13 protein-coding genes are annotated in these 16,745 nt (G+C 72.6%); 9 read left to right on the top strand and 4 right to left on the bottom strand.

Annotated elements, in window-relative coordinates; all coding sequences use genetic code 11:
- Window positions 1-40: 40 nt before the first annotated feature.
- Both malQ and ACZ5ON_RS27870 read left to right on the top strand, forming a co-directional pair.
- A complete protein-coding gene (malQ, locus tag ACZ5ON_RS27875; protein ID WP_465598374.1) occupies window positions 41-2,182 on the top strand; it encodes a 4-alpha-glucanotransferase in 2,142 nt (713 codons plus the stop codon).
- 20 nt (window positions 2,183-2,202) lie between these two features.
- On the top strand, window positions 2,203-2,430 hold the full coding sequence (locus ACZ5ON_RS27870; protein WP_465598371.1) for a hypothetical protein: 228 nt from the start codon (window positions 2,203-2,205) through the stop codon (window positions 2,428-2,430).
- A gap of 120 nt (window positions 2,431-2,550) precedes the next feature.
- Here the strand turns inward: ACZ5ON_RS27870 and ACZ5ON_RS27865 are convergent, their stop codons facing one another.
- The 3 genes from ACZ5ON_RS27865 to ACZ5ON_RS27855 are packed head-to-tail and all read right to left on the bottom strand — an operon-like array spanning window position 2,551 to window position 5,153.
- Window positions 2,551-3,261 carry an FAD:protein FMN transferase gene (locus ACZ5ON_RS27865; RefSeq protein ID WP_465598525.1) on the bottom strand — a complete coding sequence of 237 codons (711 nt, stop codon included), beginning with the start codon at window positions 3,259-3,261 and terminating at the stop codon, window positions 2,551-2,553.
- 20 nt (window positions 3,262-3,281) lie between these two features.
- A complete protein-coding gene (locus ACZ5ON_RS27860; RefSeq protein ID WP_465598368.1) occupies window positions 3,282-3,758 on the bottom strand; it encodes an FMN-binding protein in 477 nt (158 codons plus the stop codon).
- Between the two features lie 18 nt (window positions 3,759-3,776).
- Complete coding sequence (locus ACZ5ON_RS27855) at window positions 3,777-5,153, bottom strand: ferredoxin reductase family protein (protein WP_465598365.1); 1,377 nt, start codon at window positions 5,151-5,153, stop codon at window positions 3,777-3,779.
- A gap of 222 nt (window positions 5,154-5,375) precedes the next feature.
- On the opposite strand from ACZ5ON_RS27855, the gene ACZ5ON_RS27850 reads away from it, so the two are divergent.
- Together ACZ5ON_RS27850 and ACZ5ON_RS27845 are read left to right on the top strand one after the other, a co-directional pair.
- Window positions 5,376-6,101, top strand: coding sequence for a response regulator transcription factor (locus tag ACZ5ON_RS27850; protein WP_465598362.1), 726 nt, complete (start codon window positions 5,376-5,378; stop codon window positions 6,099-6,101).
- The gene (locus ACZ5ON_RS27845; RefSeq protein ID WP_465598359.1) at window positions 6,098-7,630 is read left to right on the top strand and encodes a sensor histidine kinase; all 1,533 of its coding nucleotides are present in this window, start codon (window positions 6,098-6,100) and stop codon (window positions 7,628-7,630) included. The genes ACZ5ON_RS27850 and ACZ5ON_RS27845 overlap by 4 nt, the downstream gene beginning before the upstream one ends.
- Window positions 7,631-7,842: 212 nt before the next feature.
- On the opposite strand, the gene pepN is transcribed toward ACZ5ON_RS27845, so the two are convergent.
- Window positions 7,843-10,434 carry an aminopeptidase N gene (pepN, locus tag ACZ5ON_RS27840; protein WP_465598356.1) on the bottom strand — a complete coding sequence of 864 codons (2,592 nt, stop codon included), beginning with the start codon at window positions 10,432-10,434 and terminating at the stop codon, window positions 7,843-7,845.
- Window positions 10,435-10,744: 310 nt separating this feature from the next.
- Here pepN and ACZ5ON_RS27835 point away from each other — a divergent pair, with 310 nt between their 5' ends.
- The 5 genes from ACZ5ON_RS27835 to ACZ5ON_RS27815 all read left to right on the top strand — a co-directional run bounded on the left by ACZ5ON_RS27835 (window position 10,745) and on the right by ACZ5ON_RS27815 (window position 16,605).
- Window positions 10,745-11,941 (top strand): ROK family transcriptional regulator, encoded by a 1,197-nt coding sequence (locus ACZ5ON_RS27835; protein WP_465598353.1) that lies wholly within the window; start codon window positions 10,745-10,747, stop codon window positions 11,939-11,941.
- A gap of 184 nt (window positions 11,942-12,125) precedes the next feature.
- The gene (locus ACZ5ON_RS27830) at window positions 12,126-13,220 is read left to right on the top strand and encodes a sugar ABC transporter substrate-binding protein (protein WP_465598350.1); all 1,095 of its coding nucleotides are present in this window, start codon (window positions 12,126-12,128) and stop codon (window positions 13,218-13,220) included.
- Window positions 13,221-13,417: 197 nt separating this feature from the next.
- Window positions 13,418-14,206, top strand: a complete 789-nt coding sequence (locus tag ACZ5ON_RS27825) for an ATP-binding cassette domain-containing protein (protein WP_344635173.1) — start codon at window positions 13,418-13,420, stop codon at window positions 14,204-14,206.
- Window positions 14,203-15,531: a sugar ABC transporter permease gene (locus ACZ5ON_RS27820; protein ID WP_465598347.1), complete on the top strand. Its 1,329-nt coding sequence runs from the start codon at window positions 14,203-14,205 to the stop codon at window positions 15,529-15,531. Before ACZ5ON_RS27825 ends, ACZ5ON_RS27820 begins: the two co-directional genes overlap by 4 nt.
- A gap of 156 nt (window positions 15,532-15,687) precedes the next feature.
- Window positions 15,688-16,605 carry a DUF4231 domain-containing protein gene (locus tag ACZ5ON_RS27815; protein ID WP_465598344.1) on the top strand — a complete coding sequence of 306 codons (918 nt, stop codon included), beginning with the start codon at window positions 15,688-15,690 and terminating at the stop codon, window positions 16,603-16,605.
- The last annotated feature ends 140 nt before the right edge of the window (window positions 16,606-16,745 follow it).

The raw sequence follows: 16,745 nt of genomic DNA, 5'->3' as shown, positions 1-16,745 counted from the left end.
GGAGTCCCGTACCGCCTTCTGGACCCGCAGGAGTGCAAGAGTGGCCGCTTATCTGGACCGTCCCGAAGCAGCCGGCAGCACGCAGGCCCCCGCCGAGGACGCGCCGCCCCCGCCGCCGGAGTTGGTGGCGCTGGCGCACGCGTACGGGGTGGACAGTACCTACGACCCCGGCAGCGGGCCGGTACAGGTGGCGGCGCACACGCTGGTGGCGGTGCTGGCCGCGCTCGGGGTGGACGCGCGCACTCCCGAGGCGGTGCGGAAGTCGTCGGAGCGCCACCGGGCCGCCGCGGCGGGGCGGTTGCTGCCGCCGTGCGTGGTGGTGCGGGCCGGCCGGCGGACGGCGCTGGACGTGCCGGCCCGGGCACGCCTGAGCATCGCCCTGGAGGACGGCGGGGAGTGGACGCTGCCCGGCGGGCGTTCGCACTGGCTGCCCGCCGATCTCCCGCTCGGGCGGCACCGGTTGACGGTCCGGCTGGACGGGCGGGAGCAGAGCGCCGCGCTGATCGTGGCGCCGCGGCGGGTGCCCGCGCCGCAGGGTCGCAGTTGGGGCTTCCTGGCGCAGCTGTACTCGGTGCTGTCGGAGCGCTCGTGGGGGATGGGCGACCTCGGGGACCTGGCGGAGCTGGCGAGTTGGTCGGGCAGCGCGCTGGGGGCGGGCTTCCTGCAGATCAACCCGTTGCACGCGGGACGTCCGGGGATGCCTTCCGATCCGTCGCCCTACCGCCCCTCCTCGCGTCGCTTCGCCGACCCGGTGCACCTGCGGATCGAGGCGGTCCCCGAGTACCCCTACGCCGATCTCGGTGAACTCCCCGTCCGGGCCGCCAGGTTGCGCGAGGAGGTGCTGCGCCACGACGGGCTGATCGACCGGGACGAGGTCTGGGTCCTCAAGCGCGAGGCGCTGGAGCGGCTGCACCGGGTGCCTCGCGGGGCGGGCCGGGAGGCCGCGTACCGGGCGTTCGTCCGGCGCGAGGGCGACTGGCTGGAGCGGTACGCCACCTGGTGCGCGCTGGCCGACGTCCACGGCAGTGACTGGCGCGGCTGGCCGAAGGGACTGCGCCGGCCGGACAGTCCGCAGGTGGCCGCGGCGCGGGCCGAGCACGCCGGGCTGATCGAGTTCCACCGCTGGCTGGCCTGGCTGGTGGACGAGCAGCTCGGTGCCGCGCAGGGCGCGGCCGAGCGGGCGGGCATGCCGATCGGTCTGATCCACGATCTCGCGGTGGGGGTGCACCCGGAGGGCGCGGACGCCTGGGTGCTGCAGGACGTCCTGGCCGAGGGCATCTCGGTCGGTGCCCCGCCGGACGCGTTCAACCCGCACGGCCAGGACTGGGGCCTGCCGCCGTGGCGCCCCGACGCGCTGGCGGCGAGCGGCTACGCACCGTACGCGGAGTTGCTGCGGGCGGCCGCCCGGCACGCCGGGGCGCTGCGGATCGACCACGTGATGGGCCTGTTCCGGCTCTGGTGGGTGCCGGCCGGGCACCCGCCGACCCAGGGGGCGTACGTCCGCTACGACGCGGAGGCGATGCTCGGGGTGCTGGCGCTGGAGGCGCACCGGGCCGGTACCCGGGTGATCGGCGAGGACCTGGGCACGGTGGAGCCCGGGGTGCGGGAGGAACTGGCGGCGCACGGGATCCTCGGCACCTCGGTGCTCTGGTTCGAGCGGGACTGGCGGTTGGGCGGTGCCGTCCTGCCGCCGGAGTTCTGGCGGGCCGACTGCCTGGCCACCCTCACCACCCACGACCTGCCGAGCACCGCGGCCAGGCTCAGCGGCGAGCACGTGGAGCTGCGGCACCGGCTCGGGTTGCTGACCCGCCCGCTCGGGGAGGAACAGGCCGGGGCGGTGCGCGAACTGGCCGAGTGGCGGGCCGAGCTGGTCCGGTCCGGGCTGCTGGCCGAGGGGGACGCCCTGAGTCCGGAGGCGCTGTACGGCTTCCTGCTCGCCACCCCAGCCGCTCTGGTCGGCGTCTGGCTGCCGGACACCGTCGGCGATCCGCGCCCGCAGAACCTGCCCGGCACCTGGGACCAGTACCCCAACTGGCGGCTCCCGGTGGCCGATCGGACCGGTCGGCCGGTGACCCTGGACCAGCTGGCCGCGGCCCCCGGTACCGCCCGGTTGGTGGCGGCGCTCACGGAGGGCGTCGCACCGGGGCTCGGGAGGCACACCCCGGCGCGCGGAGGTCAGTAAGGGGCCGGTACCTTGGAAACGTGGACAAGAGGAACGCTTTGCGCGCTGGTGCGGTCACCGCAGCGGCCACGCTGATGATGCTGATGTCGTCGCCCGCCATGGCCGTGACCCGGGACGACGGTGACGACCCGGGCGCCGGTATAGGCGTGGCCCAGACCGTCGGGCTGTTCGTGCTGGCCCCGCTGGTGCTCTTCGCGATCATTGCCGGACTGGTCATGGTGATGTCGCCCAAGGCCAAGAAGAAGTAAGCGCGGCACAGCCGTAGCAGAAGACCGCGAACGCCGCCGGGGGAGCAGCCCCGGCGGCGTTTCGGCTTGTCCGGTGGTGGTTCGTGCCGGGCGAGGGCGCCGGAGGCGGTGCGGCTAGGGCTAGGCGTGTTCCGCGGAGCCGAAGCCGGGGGTCCGGCGCTGGGTGCCGTCGGGCAGGATGGCGAGGGCCTCGACCTCGGGGCGGGCGGCCGCCCAGGCGAGGCCGCGGCCGGGTCCCATGGCGAAGGCGGCGGTGGTCCAGGCGTCGGTGCGGGCGATGCGGGGGCCGACCAGGGTGAGCGAGGCCAGGCCGGTGGCCGGCCGGCCGGTGTGCGGGTCGAGGATGTGGGCGCCGCGTTCGGCGGTGCCCGAGGTGGCGACGGCCAGGTCGTGACCCGCCACCACGGCGGCGACGCCTCCCGGCTGCAGAGGGTCGGCGATCCCGATCCGCCAGGGGCCGCCGCAGGTCTGTACGTCGCCGCCGCCGGAGACCAGGTGCTGCCGGGAGCCGGCGGTCCGCAGGTGCTCGGACGCCTCCTCGACCGCCCAGCCCTTGACCCACCCGCTCGGGTCCAGCTGCCCGCCCGGCCGTTCGGTGAACCATCCCCCGGTCTCGGCGGCCACCTCGCGGCACCGCTCCAGCACCTCGGCGACCGCCGGATCGCACTGGGCGAGCGTCAGCTCCCCGCGTCCGAACCGGCTGATGTCGCTCTGCGACCGGTAGGTCGAGAAGACCTCGTCGATCCGGTGCAGCCGGCGGACCACCCGTTCGAGCGCCTCCGCGACCCCGGGCCCGGGGTCGCGGACGGCGAAGGAGAACACCGTGCCCATGACGTGCTCGGCGTGCCGGATCACCGGGTGCCCGCCTTGTCCAGCGCGCTCTGCAGCGAGCGGGTGTAGCCGTCGCTGGTGTACGTCGCGCCGGAGACCGCGTCGATCTGCGCGCTCTGGGCGGCCATGGCCTCCTGGTTGAGCGTAGGGAGGGCGTCGGCGTTGATCCGCCGGTCGTGGCCGCTGCTGTCGGGGTACTGAAGGACGTCGATCCGGCTGATCCGCCCGCCGCTCAGCGACACCCGTACCTGCACCGGGCCGTAGCGGGTGTCGACGGCATCGCCCGTGACCGTCTGCGACGCCGCCGAGCCCGTTCCCGCCCCGGGGGTCGCCCCGGCACCGGGAGTCGGACCCGCAGCGGGGGTCGCACCCGTGCCGGGGACGGGGCCGGTGCTGATCACCTGGGCGGTGGTGTGCGTGCCCCCGTGGGGCTTCAGCGACAGCAGCAGGATCACCCCTGCCACGGTGGCGGTACTGGTGACGACGGCTCGTCGCACGATGGGCTCCTGAGCAGATCAGAGGACGAAGGACTCGTGGTGGATCCGGGACCGCCGGACCCCGGCGGCCCGCAGCGCCCGGACGGCCTCCTCGGCGAGGCTGTCCGGCCCGCACAGGTAGACCTCGTGGCGGGCCAGGTCGGGGACCAGCCGCCGGAGCGCGGCACCCAGGTCGCCGACCTGTTGCCGGCTGCCGACCAACTCGTGGTACCGGGCGCCCCTGGCCCGGGCCACGGCGGCCAGTTCCGCGCGGAACAGCAAGTCCTCGGGTCGCCGGGCACGCTGCACCAGGACCGGCTCGCCGGGCAGCGTCTCGAACAGCGCGCGCAGCGGGGTGATCCCGACCCCGACACCCAGCAGCAGCACCCGGTGCCCGCGCCGCCGACGCGCCGTGAAGGCACCGTACGGGCCCTCGGCGCGGACCTTGGTACCGGGCCGGAGCCCGGCCACCGCGGCGCTGTGGTCACCGAGGTTCTTGACGGTGAACCGCAGGAAGCCGTGCTGCGGGGGAGCGGAGAGCGAGTACGGGTTGGCGGCCCAGCGCAGGCCGGGCGTCTGGAACTGCAGCCGGAAGAACTGCCCGGACTCCGCCCGCAGCTCCGCCAGCCGCTCGCCGGTCAGGAAGACCGAGACCACCCCCGGCCCTTCCGGGCGCACCTCGGCGACCCGCAGCCGGTGCCGCCGGTCCCGCAGGTACGGCACCGCCAGCCGGTACCAGCCGATCAGGGCCGCCGTGCCGAGGTACAGCGCGTACCAGGCGGCGCGGGCCGGACCTTCGCCGAGGTTGGCGCCGGTGGCCAGCTGGTGGCCGAAGCCGAGCGCCACCGCCAGGTAGGTGGCCAGGTGCAGGTAGTACCAGGTCTCGTGGCGCAGCCGGCGGCGTGCGGCCCGGGCCGAGACGGCGCCGGTACCGAACATGATCAGCGTGGCCAGGGTGGCCTTGAGCATGTCCGGGAAGTGGAAGACGATCTCGACCCCCTCGCCGATCGGCCCCTGCCGGTCCGTCAGCGCGTAGCCGTAGACGATCGTCACCACGTGCAGCGAGACCAGCCCGACCAGATAGCGCCCGCCCATCGCGTGCCAGCGGGCCAGCCGGTCCGCGCCCAGTTCCCGCTCCAGCAGCGGGATGCGGGCCATCAGCAGCAGCAGGACGGGGGCGGCGTACCCGGCCAGCAGGCCGGTGATCCGGCCGGACTCGGTCAGCCACTGGGCGGTGCCGACGACCCACGGGGTGTCCCGCCACCACAGCGCGAGCAGGCCCAGGGCACCGGAGGCGATCGCCGCCAGGGCGGCCGCCGGCAGCAGTTCGTCCGGCAGCCGTCGGGGCCGGGGCGCGCGCCGCCGTGCGGGGGCCGCAAGCGGTCTGCGCTGGTCGGTGTGGGCGGGTGCAGCCACGGGGTACCTCCTCGCCGTCCGGGGCAGCTCGGTGGCAACCCTGGCACCGCAAGCTCTCAGTCGGCTATGAAACGGCCGCTGCCGGCCGGTCGAAAATCCGGCGTTTTCCCAGGTCAGCTGGCATTTCCCGGATCTGGGGCGAGGAGCGGATCTCACCGCATTCTCATCGCGGGCAGGCAAGATGGCAGTTCCCGGTGACGAGTCGACCCCCAGGACGTGCCCATGGACCACCCAGCCGAGCCCGAGCGGTGCCCGTGGCGGATCCTGGTCGTCGACGACGAGCCCGACCTGGTCGAGGTGCTCTGCGGGGCGCTCCGCTACGAGGGCTGGGAGGCGCGCGGGGCCACTGCCGGGCGGGCGGCCGTCGAGGCGGCGGCCGAGTGGCGGCCCGACGCCGTGGTGCTGGACATGATGCTGCCGGACTTCGACGGGATGGAGGTCCTGCAGCGGATCCACGCCGCCCGGCCGGAGACCAGGGTGCTGTTCCTGACCGCCAGGGACGCCGTCGAGGACCGGATCTCCGGGCTGGCTGCCGGGGGCGACGACTACGTCACCAAGCCGTTCAGCCTGGCCGAGGTGGTGGTCCGGCTGCGCAGCCTGCTCCGGCGCGCGCAGCCGGCCGGAGCCGCCTGGCCCGAGGTGCCTGAGGGCGCGCTGGTACTGGGCGACCTGGTGCTCGACGAGCGCGCCCGCGAGGTGTGCCGCGGCGGCGAGGCGGTGGAGCTCAGCCCCACCGAGTTCGCCCTGCTGCGCTATCTGATGCAGCACCCCAGGCAGGTGGTGAGCAAGGCGCAGATCCTCGACGCGGTCTGGTCGTACGACTTCGGCGGACAGGCGCACGTGGTCGAGCTCTACATCAGCTATCTGCGCAAGAAGGTGGACCTCGGCCGGACCCCGATGATCCACACCGTCCGGGGTGCGGGCTACGTGATCAAGGCGCCCCGGTGATCCGCCGGGCTCGGGGCGTCCTCGGCCGCAGTGTGCCGCGCACCCTGCGGGCCCGACTGATAGCCGGACTGCTCGCCCTGCTGCTGCTCACCTGTGCGGGCGTCGGACTGGCCACCGCCCAGGCGCTGCGGCACTTCCTGGTGGACCGGCTCGACCAGCAGCTCACCGACACCGGCGGCCGCTACGCGGCCAGCCTGGAGCACCAGGGATCGCGGGACGGGGGCGGCGCGGCCCGTGGCGACACCAGGGCCCAGGCGCCGGGGACCTTCGGCGCCCGGCTGCTGAACGGCACGGTCACCGCCGCCCGGGTGGTGGACGGCGACGCCGACGACCCGGAGGTGGCCGAGGGGACGGTGGCCGCGGACACCGACGACAGGGTCGTGCTGACCGCCGCCGACCGCCGGGCCCTGGCCGCCCTGCCGCCCGGCGGCGCGGCCCGCAGTGTCGAACTCTCCGACCTGGCCGGCTACCGGCTGCGTGCGACTGCCGGGCGGGACGGCGACGTGCTGGTCACCGGGCTGCCGCTGAGCCCGGTGGAGGGCGCGGTGCACCGGCTGGTCATGATCGAGCTGGTGGTGTTCGCGGTGGCGCTGGTCGCGACCGGGGTCGCCGGGGCGCTCTGGGTCCGGATCTCGCTCCGCCCGCTGGACCGGGTGGTCGGCGCGGCCGAGCGGGTGAGCGGGCTGCCGCTGGCCAGCGGGGAGGTCGCGGTGCCGGTCCGGGTGCCCGACGACGACCTCGCCACCGAGGTCGGCCGGGTGGGTGCGGCGCTCAACCGGATGCTCGGCCACGTGGAGAACGCGCTCGCCCGCCGCCAGTCGGTCGAGGAACGGCTGCGGACCTTCGCCGCCGATGCCAGCCACGAGCTGCGCAACCCGGTGGCGGCGGTACGCGGCCACGCCGAACTGGCGCTGCGGCATCCGGGCCCGGTGCCGGACGAAGTACGGCACTCGCTCGGCCGGATCGAGGCGGAGGCGCAGCGGATGGGCGCGATCGTCGAGGACCTGCTGCTGCTGGCCCGGCTGGACGCGGGCCGGCCGCTCGCCGCCGAGGAGGTGGACCTGACCCGGTTGGCGCTGGACTGCACCGCCGACGCCCGCGCCGCAGGGCCCGGCCACCGCTGGCGGCTGGAACTGCCCGAGGATCCGGTCCTGGTCACGGGCGATGCCGACCGGCTGCGGCAGGTGGTGGGCAACCTGCTCGCCAACGCCCGGGTGCACACCCCGGAGGGCACCCGGGTGACGCTCGCGCTCTCGGCCGCCGCCAGCGACGACAGCCGAATCCGCCTCAGCGTGACCGACACCGGTCCCGGCATCGAACCGGCCCTCGCGGAGCGGATCTTCGAACGCTTCGTCCGCGGTGACCCCGCCAGGGCCCGCACCACCGGTAGCACCGGTCTCGGCCTCGCCATCGTCCGCGCGGTCACCGCGGCCCACCACGGGACGGTCGACCTCTCGACCCGCCCGGGCCGTACCTCGTTCACGGTGCGGATACCGGTCCGTCCGGGGAGCGCGCCGCCGGGGGCGTGACGTTGTTCGCCCTTCGCCTCCGGGCGCTCTGACCCGACGCCGACGGTCTCCCCCAGCCAGGGGGCACCTCCCAGCCGGAGGCTGGGGGAGGCTGGGAGGTGCCCCCTGCTTCCTCGCTCCTCCCTTTCGGCATGGGCACGCCCTTCGGGGCGCGGGGCAGTCGATCGACCACTGCCCCGCACCCCCGGATCGCTCGGGCGCCCGCTCGGGCGTCAGTGCCCCAGCGCCCGGGCCCCCGCAGCGTGGTCGGCGGCCTGCGCCTTGAGCGCGCGCTCGACCCCCGCACGGGCCTCGATCACCATCCGGTGCAGCGCCGGCGCGGGCGAGGCGGAAGCCAGCCAGGCGTCGGTGGCGTCCAGCGTGGCCTGCTCGACCAACAACGACGGGTACAGCCCGGTGATGATCTGCTGCGAGATCTCGTGGCTGCGGGTCTCCCAGATGCCCTTGACCGCGGCGAAGTACTTCGCGCTGTAGGGGGCGAGGAGTTCACGCTGGTCGGCCTGCTGGAAGCCGCCGATCACCGCGTCCTGGACGTAGTTGGTGAGCTTGTCGGACTCGACCACCGAGGCCCAGGCCTCGGCCTTGGCGGCGGCGGTCGGTCGGGCGGCCCGGCAGCTCGCGGCGTGCTCCTGCCCGGCGGCGGTGTTGTCGCGGGCCAGCTCGGCGTCGATCGCCTTGTCGTCGGCGCGTCCGGTGGCGACCAGGCGGGAGAGCAGCGTCCAGCGCAGCTCGGTGTCGACGGTCAGGCCATCCAGGGTCTTGGTGCCGTCCAACAGGCCTGCCAGCAGGTCGAGTTGGTCGTCGGTGCGGGCGACCGCGGTCAGGGCGCGGGCCCAGGCCAGCTGGTGGTCGCTGCCGGGGGCGGCGGCGCGCAGCTGCTGCTCGGCGGCCTCGGCCCAGCGGGCCAGGCCCTGCTCGCGCCAGGACGGGGCGGCGTAGGACTGCAGGGCCAGCTGGACCTGGCGGTGCACCGACTGGACCACGCCGATGTCGGTCTCCTCGGCCAGACCCGAGACGGCCAGCGACAGGTAGTCGCGGGTGGCGAGTTCGCCGTCGCGAGTCATGTCCCAGGCGGAGGCCCAGCACAGGGCGCGCGGCAGCGACTCGGTGAAGCCGCCGAGGTGCTGGGTGACGACGGCGAGCGAGTCCTCGTCCAGGCGGACCTTGGCGTAGGAGAGGTCGTCGTCGTTGAGCAGGAGTACGGCGGGCCGGTGCGTGCCGACCAGCTGCGGGACCTCGGTGCGCGGGCCGTTGACGTCCAGCTCGATCCGGTCGGTGCGGACCAGCTTGCCGTCGGTCAGCTCGTAGGCGCCGATCGCGATCCGGTGCGGGCGCAGCACGGCCTCGCCCTTGGCACCGGCGGGCAGCGCGGGGGCCTCCTGGATGACCGCGAAGGACTCGATCTGGCCGTCGGTGTTGAGGGTGATCTCGGGGCGCAGCACGTTGATGCCGGCGGTCTCCAGCCAGGCCTTGGACCAGGTCTTCAGATCGCGGCCGCTGGCCTTCTCCAGAGCGCCGAGCAGGTCGCTGAGGCGGGTGTTGCCCCAGGCGTGGGCCTTGAAGTAGGCCTGCACGCCCTTGAAGAAGGCGTCCTGGCCGACGTAGGCGACCAGCTGCTTGAGCACCGAGGCGCCCTTGGCGTAGGTGATGCCGTCGAAGTTGACCTGGACGTCCTCCAGGTCGTTGATCTCCGCCATGATCGGGTGGGTGGAGGGCAGCTGGTCCTGCCGGTACGCCCAGGTCTTCATCTGGTTGGCGAAGGTGGTCCAGGAGTTGGGCCACTTCGAGCCGGGGGCCTCGGCCTGGCAGACGGCCTCGGCGAAGGTGGCGAAGGACTCGTTCAGCCAGAGGTCGTTCCACCACTCCATGGTGACCAGATCGCCGAACCACATGTGGGCGAGCTCGTGCAGGATCGTCGCGGCCCGGGCCTCGTACGCCGCGTCGGTCACCTTGGACCGGAAGACGTACTGGTCGCGCAGGGTGACGGCGCCCGCGTTCTCCATCGCGCCGGCGTTGAACTCCGGGACGAACAGCTGGTCGTACTTGGCGAAGGGGTAGGCGAAGTCGAACTTCTCCTGGAAGTAGTCGAAGCCCTGCTTGGTGACCTCGAAGACCGCCTCGGCGTCCAGGAACTCGCGCAGTGAGGGACGGCAGTAGACGCCCAGCGGGACCTTCTTCCCGTCCTTCTCGTAGGTGTCGAAGACGCCCACGTACGGGCCGGCGATCAGCGCGGTGATGTAGGAGGAGATCCGCGGGGTCGGCTCGAAGTGCCAGACCTGGGTGTCCCCTTCGCCGACCGGGGTCGGGGTGGGGGAGTTGGAGACCACGGCCCAGCCCATGGGGGCGGTCACGGTGAACTTGAACGAGGCCTTCAGGTCGGGCTGTTCGAAGGAGGCGAAGACGCGGCGGGCGTCCGGGACCTCGAACTGGGTGTAGAGGTAGGTCTCGCCGTCCACCGGGTCGACGAAGCGGTGCAGGCCCTCACCGGTGTTGGTGTACGCGCAGTCGGCCACCACCCGCAGCTCGTTGTGGGCCTTGAGCGAGGGCAGCGCGATCCGGCTGTCGGAGAAGTTCTCCAGCGGCAGTGCCTCGCCGTTCAGCACGATCTCGGCGACGCGGGGCGCGACGAGATCGATGAAGCTGTCGGCGCCGGGGGTGGTGGCGGTGAAGCGGACCACGGTGGTGGAGCGGAAGGTACCTCCCTCGCGGGCCGAGCCCAGGTCGAGCTCGATGTCGTACGCGTCCACGTGGAGAAGCGCGGCCCGGGTACGGGCCTCCTCGCGGGTCAAGTTGGTGCCAGGCACTCGCGGAACTCCTTTGTCAGGCATGGATGCCTGGCATCCTCCCACGCCGGTGCCCGCCTTCCCCCCGGATATCCGCAGGCCGGGGGCGGGCGGGCGGGCGGAGGTTTCCTAACGATCTGTATTCGGCCTTGACGCGGTATCGGGCTGAGGGCCGAGCATAGAGTTCAGAAGTTGAAAGTGAGGCCCCGGCGGCGGCATCGACACCTACGGGTGGCGACCGCCCGGGGCCGCAACGGAGCTCCGCCGCAACGGCGCGGCAGGGGCAAGGGGACGGTCGGGTCCCCGGGCCCTGGAAGGGTGAATCATGTCGATGGACACACCGGGATCGCAGTCCTCGCTGCACCGGGCGAACCTCGAACGGGTCCTGCGGGCGGTCCGGATGGCCGGCTCGCTCACCCAGGCCGAGATCGCGCGGAGCACGGGACTGTCGGCGGCCACGGTGTCCAACATCGTCCGGGAGCTCAAGGAGAGCGGCACCGTGGTGGTCGCCGACACCTCCTCGGGCGGCCGCCGGGCCCGCAGCGTCTCGCTCAGCGGTGACGCCGGGATCGTGGTGGGCGTCGACTTCGGCCACACCCACCTGCGGGTGGCCGTGGGCAACCTGGCGCACCGGGTGCTCGCCGAGGAGAGCGAGCCGATCGACGTGGACGTCTCCGCCCAGCAGGGGTTCGACCGGGCCGAGGCGATGGTGGAGCGGCTGCTGGCCCAGGCCGGCTTCCGCTCGGACAAGGTGATCGGGGTGGGCCTGGGCGTGCCGGGCCCGATCGACGTGGAGACCGGGGCGCTCGGCTCCACCGCGATCCTGCCCGGCTGGACGGGCATCGCCCCCGGCAGGGAGCTCTCCCAGCGGCTCGGGATGCCGGTGCACGTGGACAACGACGCCAACCTCGGCGCACTGGGCGAGCTGGTCTGGGGCGCTGGCCGCGGACTGCGCGACCTGGCGTACATCAAGGTGGCCAGCGGTGTCGGCGCCGGTCTGGTGATCAACGGACAGATCTACCGCGGCCCGGGCGGCACGGCGGGCGAGATCGGGCACATCACCCTGGACGAGGCGGGCCCGGTCTGCCGCTGCGGCAACCGGGGCTGCCTGGAGACCTTCGTCGGCTCCCGCTATCTGCTCAATCTTTTGAACGCCAATCATCCGGGTGAACTCACGCTGACCAAGGTGGTCCAACTGGCCCAGCAGGGCGACCTGGGCTGTCGCCGGGTGATCGCCGACGCCGGACGGCAGATCGGCAGTGGAGTGGCTACGCTGTGCAACCTGCTCAACCCCCGCCGGATCATTCTCGGCGGCGATCTGGCCGAGGCCGGTGAGCTGGTGCTTTCCCCGATCCGGGACTCGGTGGCCCGGTACGCGATCCCGAGCGCCGCGCGCCAACTCTCGGTGGTTCCGGGCACGTTGGGTGGCCGGGCGGAGGTGCTCGGGGCGCTCGCGCTGGTGATGAGCGAGATGGGCGAATCGGGCGCTATCCGGCAGCCGGCGGCCTCGGCGGCAGCGCACGCCTGAGCGCTCCGCGGGTGGGGGCCGAGGCCGATCGCAAACGATTGGTCTCGGCTTCGCCTTCAGGAAGATAACGAAAAGATTCGGATCGCTGGTCTTCCGGTTTTACTTATTGACGACAAGCAAGCGGGGCGGGTTGACTCCTCACACCTCGCCGCAACGTTGCGGCTCTGTCAGGGAGGCACCCCCCATGAACGCAATGATGCGTCGCGCGGTAATCGGCACCGCCGCTGTCTCGATGGCTCTCACCATGTCCGCCTGTGGCAAGGCCGGTGGCGACAAGAAGGACAGCGCCTCCTCCGGTGACACCAAGTCGATCGGTCTGCTGCTCCCCGAGAACGCTTCCTCCACTCGGTACGAGTCCTTCGACAAGCCGTTCATCGAGGCGAAGGTCAAGGCCCTGTGCAGTGACTGCAACGTCAAGTACAGCAACGCCGAGGGCTCCGCGGCCAAGCAGAAGCAGCAGTTCGACACGCTGATCGCGCAGGGTGTGAAGGTCATCATCCTGGACGCCTTCGACGCCAAGTCCACCCAGCAGTGGGTGAAGGAGGCCGCCGACAAGGGCGTCAAGGTCGTCGCCTACGACCGGCTGGCCAGCGGCCCGGTCTCCGCGTACGTCTCCTTCGACAACGAGAAGGTCGGCGAGCTGCAGGGCCAGGCCCTGGTCGACGCGCTCGGCGACAAGGCCGCCGACTCCAACGTGGTCATGATCAACGGTGACGACGCCGACCCGAACGCCGGTCAGTTCAAGGCCGGTGCGCACAAGGTGCTGGACAGCAAGGTCAAGAAGGTCGTCTACGAGCAGTCCGGTGAGTGGAAGCCCACCGTGGCCGGCCAGAAGATCGGCGCCGCCATCACCCAGCTGGGCAAGGACGGCTTCCAGGCCGTCTACTCGGCCAACGACGGCATGGCCGCCGCCATCATCACCCAGCTGAAGGCGTCCGGCATCACCGTCCCGGTGGGCGGTCAGGACGCCGGTCTGGACGCCATCCAGCGCATCGTCGCCGGCGACCAGGCCTACACCATCTACAAGGCGTACAAGCCGCTCGCCGACAACGCCGCCGAGCTGGCCGTCGACCTGCTGCAGGGCAAGGACGTCAAGTCGGTCGCCACCGCCACCGTGGACAGCGACACCGACAAGGGCATCCCGGCCAAGCTGCTGGACGCCAAGGTCGTCACCAAGTCCAACATCAAGGACACCGTGATCGCCGACGGCCTCTACAAGGCCGCCGACATCTGCACCGCCGACTACGCCGAGGCCTGCAAGGCCGCGGGTCTGCAGTAACCCTTCCGCAGTAGCGGTACCAGCGGCTCGGGAGCCGCCCCCGGCCTCGCCCGGGGGCGCCTCCCCGCCCCAGCACGGCGTGCGGAGCTCCCGCCGCCCCCCGATCATTACCCGCACTACCCCTCTTCGCGCCCGGGTCGGCGCGCGGCAGGCCGTGCCCCCGCCACCGAAAGAGCCAGCGGCACGGAACGAAGGAGTTGGTTCACGTGACAGGCGCACCCGTACTGGCGTTGCGCGGGGTCTCCAAGCGCTTCGGCGCGGTCCAGGCGCTCACCGACGTCCACCTCGAGGTGCACGCCGGTGAGGTGGTCGCCCTGGTCGGCGACAACGGCGCAGGCAAGTCCACGCTGGTGAAGACCATCGCGGGCGTCCACCCGATCGACGAGGGCGCGATCGAGTGGGAGGGCAAGCAGGTCTCCATCAACCGGCCGCAGGACGCCCAGCACCTCGGCGTCGCCACCGTCTACCAGGACCTGGCGCTCTGCGACAACCTCGACGTGGTCGGCAATCTCTTCCTCGGCCGCGAGCTGCGCCGCTTCGGCACGCTCGACGAGGTCGCGATGGAGAAGCGGGCCAAGGAGCTGCTCGACACCCTGTCGATCCGCATCCCCAGCGTCCGGATCCCGATCGCCGCGCTCTCCGGCGGCCAGCGCCAGGTGGTGGCCATCGCCCGCGCCCTGGTCGGCGACCCGAAGATCGTCATCCTGGACGAGCCCACCGCCGCCCTCGGCGTGGAGCAGACCGCCCAGGTGCTCGACCTGGTCGAGCGGCTGCGCGAGCGCGGCCTCGGCGTGATCCTGATCAGCCACAACATGGCCGACGTCAAGGCCGTCGCGGACACCGTCGCGGTGCTCCGACTCGGCCGCAACAACGGCGTGTTCGAGGTGGCCGGCACCTCGCACGAGGAGATCATCTCCGCCATCACCGGTGCCACCGAGAACGCGGTGACCCGGCGCCAGGCACGTCTCGCGGAGGAAGCCAAGTGACCACCGACCCGACCACCACCGCCACCGAGGCCACTGAGGCCACTGAGGCCACTGAGGCCACTGACGCCGCGCCCGCCACCGAGGCCGCGCTCGCCGCGACCCCCGCGGTCGATCCGCGCCTGCTGGTCCGGGAGGCCGGATTCGCAGGCTACGTCGAGGAGTTCAAGCGCCGGATGAAGAGCGGCGACCTGGGATCCGTCCCGGTCGTGCTCGGCCTGATCCTGATCGCGGCGATCTTCCAGAGCCTCACCGGCAACTTCCTGAACCCGGACAACCTCACCAACATCCTCAAGTGGATCGCCGGTCCCGGCCTGATCGCGGTGGGCATCGTCTTCGTCCTGCTGCTCGGTGAGATCGACCTCTCGCTCGGCTCGGTCGCCGGCGTCTCGGCCGCCATCGCCTCGGCGCTCTCGGTCCGCTCCGGGGTCAACGAGTGGCTGGCGGTCCTGATCGCGATCGGCGCCGCCGTCGGCATGGGCGCCCTGCACGGCTTCTTCTTCGCCAAGATCGGCGTGCCCTCCTTCGTGGTCACCCTGGCCGGTCTGCTGACCTGGAGCGGTCTGCAGATGTACGTGCTCGGCGACAAGGGCACCGTCAACCTGATCAACGACGGCGTGATCGCCAACCTGGACACCTACTTCCTGGGCGACGGCGACGTCTTCTACGCCTGGGCGCTCGCCGTCCTCGGCACCTTGCTGTTCGCCGCCGGCCAGCTGCTGGACCACCGCCGCCGCTCGGCGGCCGGTCTGCCCGCCCGCCCGATGAGCGAGATCTGGCTGCGCACCGGCGTGGTCGCGGTGGTCTCCCTGGTCACGGCGTACGTGCTGAACCAGAACCAGGGCCTGCCGCTGCCGCTGGTGATCTTCCTCGCGGTGGTCGTCATCGGTGACTTCGTGCTCCGCCGCACCACCTACGGCCGGCAGGTCTTCGCGGTCGGCGGCGGGGTCGAGGCGGCCCGCCGCGCGGGCATCAACGTGGCCTGGGTGCGGATCTCGGTCTACATGATCTCGGCCGGCATGGCGGCCCTCGGCGGCCTGTTCATCGCCTCCCAGCAGGGCTCCGGCGACAAGCTGCTGGGTAGCGGCAACGTCCTGATGAACTCCATCGCGGCGGTCGTCATCGGCGGCACCAGCCTCTTCGGTGGACGCGGCAAGACCTGGTCGGCCCTGCTCGGCATCCTGGTGATCCAGTCGATCATCACCGGCCTGGACCTGGTGCACGTCAACCAGTCCATCCAGTACATGATCACGGGTGCGGTGCTGCTCGGCGCCGTCGTCCTGGACTCGGTCTCCCGGCGGACGCAGAAGTCCGCAGGTCGAGGCTGACACCGGGGAGCGTGCGGGCTCCCCGACGGGCCGCGGGTCGCCAAGACCCGCGGCCCGTACCGTTCTCATTCGCTCCACTGTCCGAAAAGCGTGCTGTGTACGGGAGTTGAGGCTGGGCATACTGCCTGCTGACGGGGTGTGAGGGGGGAGCGGCAGATGGTGCAGCAGGATCCACCGGGCAGCGGCGAGGCCGAGCTTCTTCCCGAGCCGTTCTGGACGGCAGACCGGGCCTCCCTCGAAGGCCAGGCGCGCACCCTGCGCTGGTACCGCTGGCAGATCCTGCTGCTGGTGGCGGCCGCGGTGGTCAGCGTGCTGCCGGGATCGCGCCACGGCACCGACCTCACCCCGCTGGTCTCCGCCGCCGCCTTCATGGGCGCAGGCTACTTCTGGTACCGCCTGCGCGGCGCCAACCCGCAGGGCCGCTGGTACGAGGCCCGGGCCGCCGCCGAGTCGGTGAAGACCCTGGCCTGGAAGTACGCGGTCCGGGCGCAGCCCTTCGAGGGCCCCGCCGACTCGTTGGAGGCGGAGAGCCGCTACCTGCTCCAGCTGACCGACGTACTGCGGGCGTTCGACGACCCGGAGATCGTGCCGCCCGGGACGCAGGCGGAGATCACCGACGGGATGCGGCAGTTGCGGGCCGGTGAGCTGGCGCTCCGGCGGACCAGGTACCTGCGGGCCCGGGTGGACGGACAGCGCGTCTGGTACCGCTCGCGGGCCGAGGCCTGCGAGTCGCAGGCGGTGTCCTGGGGGCTGGCCACGGTCGCCCTGATGATCGTCGGTGGTGCCGCTGCGGTGGCCCAGGTGGCCGGCGCGCTCTCGGTCCAGGCCTTCGGCGCCTGCGCGGCGGCCGCCGCCGCGGTGATCGCCTGGACCCAGCTCAAGCAGCTGCGGCCGCTCGCCGCCGCGTACCTGCTGGCGGCCCGGGAGCTGGAGATCGTCTCCGGGCAGCTGTCCGCCGTGGACCTCAACGCGGAGGACTCCGAGTCCACTTGGGCCAAACTGGCCGCGGACGCCGAGGAGGCCGTCTCCCGCGAGCACACCACCTGGCGGGCCCGCCGGGCCTTCCCGCGGTAGCCGCCGAGAAGCGCGGGCAGGTCCCTCGAACACGCCCCGCGCGGTCGGGCGCGGACGGGCGGCCCCTCGCCGTGACCCTTCCCGCGTTCCCGGGGCGCCGCAGGGCGGCCCCGGGTCGAGCGGTAAAATCAGCGGCTTGG

The sequence above is a fragment of the Kitasatospora sp. NPDC032150 genome, assembly GCF_055579945.1.
Note: the sequence above shows the minus strand (reverse complement) of the source record. Positions and strands in the feature narration are given on the sequence as shown.

What these genes read in the sequence shown, in the direction of transcription:
- ACZ5ON_RS27835 (WP_465598353.1), top strand. Translation starts at nt 10,745, where the DNA reads ATGGACACACCGGGATCGCAGTCCTCGCTGCACCGGGCGAACCTCGAA.
- ACZ5ON_RS27850 (WP_465598362.1), top strand. Translation starts at nt 5,376, where the DNA reads ATGGACCACCCAGCCGAGCCCGAGCGGTGCCCGTGGCGGATCCTGGTC.
- ACZ5ON_RS27865 (WP_465598525.1), bottom strand. Translation starts at nt 3,261, where the DNA reads ATGGGCACGGTGTTCTCCTTCGCCGTCCGCGACCCCGGGCCCGGGGTC.
- ACZ5ON_RS27815 (WP_465598344.1), top strand. Translation starts at nt 15,688, where the DNA reads ATGGTGCAGCAGGATCCACCGGGCAGCGGCGAGGCCGAGCTTCTTCCC.
- ACZ5ON_RS27830 (WP_465598350.1), top strand. Translation starts at nt 12,126, where the DNA reads ATGAACGCAATGATGCGTCGCGCGGTAATCGGCACCGCCGCTGTCTCG.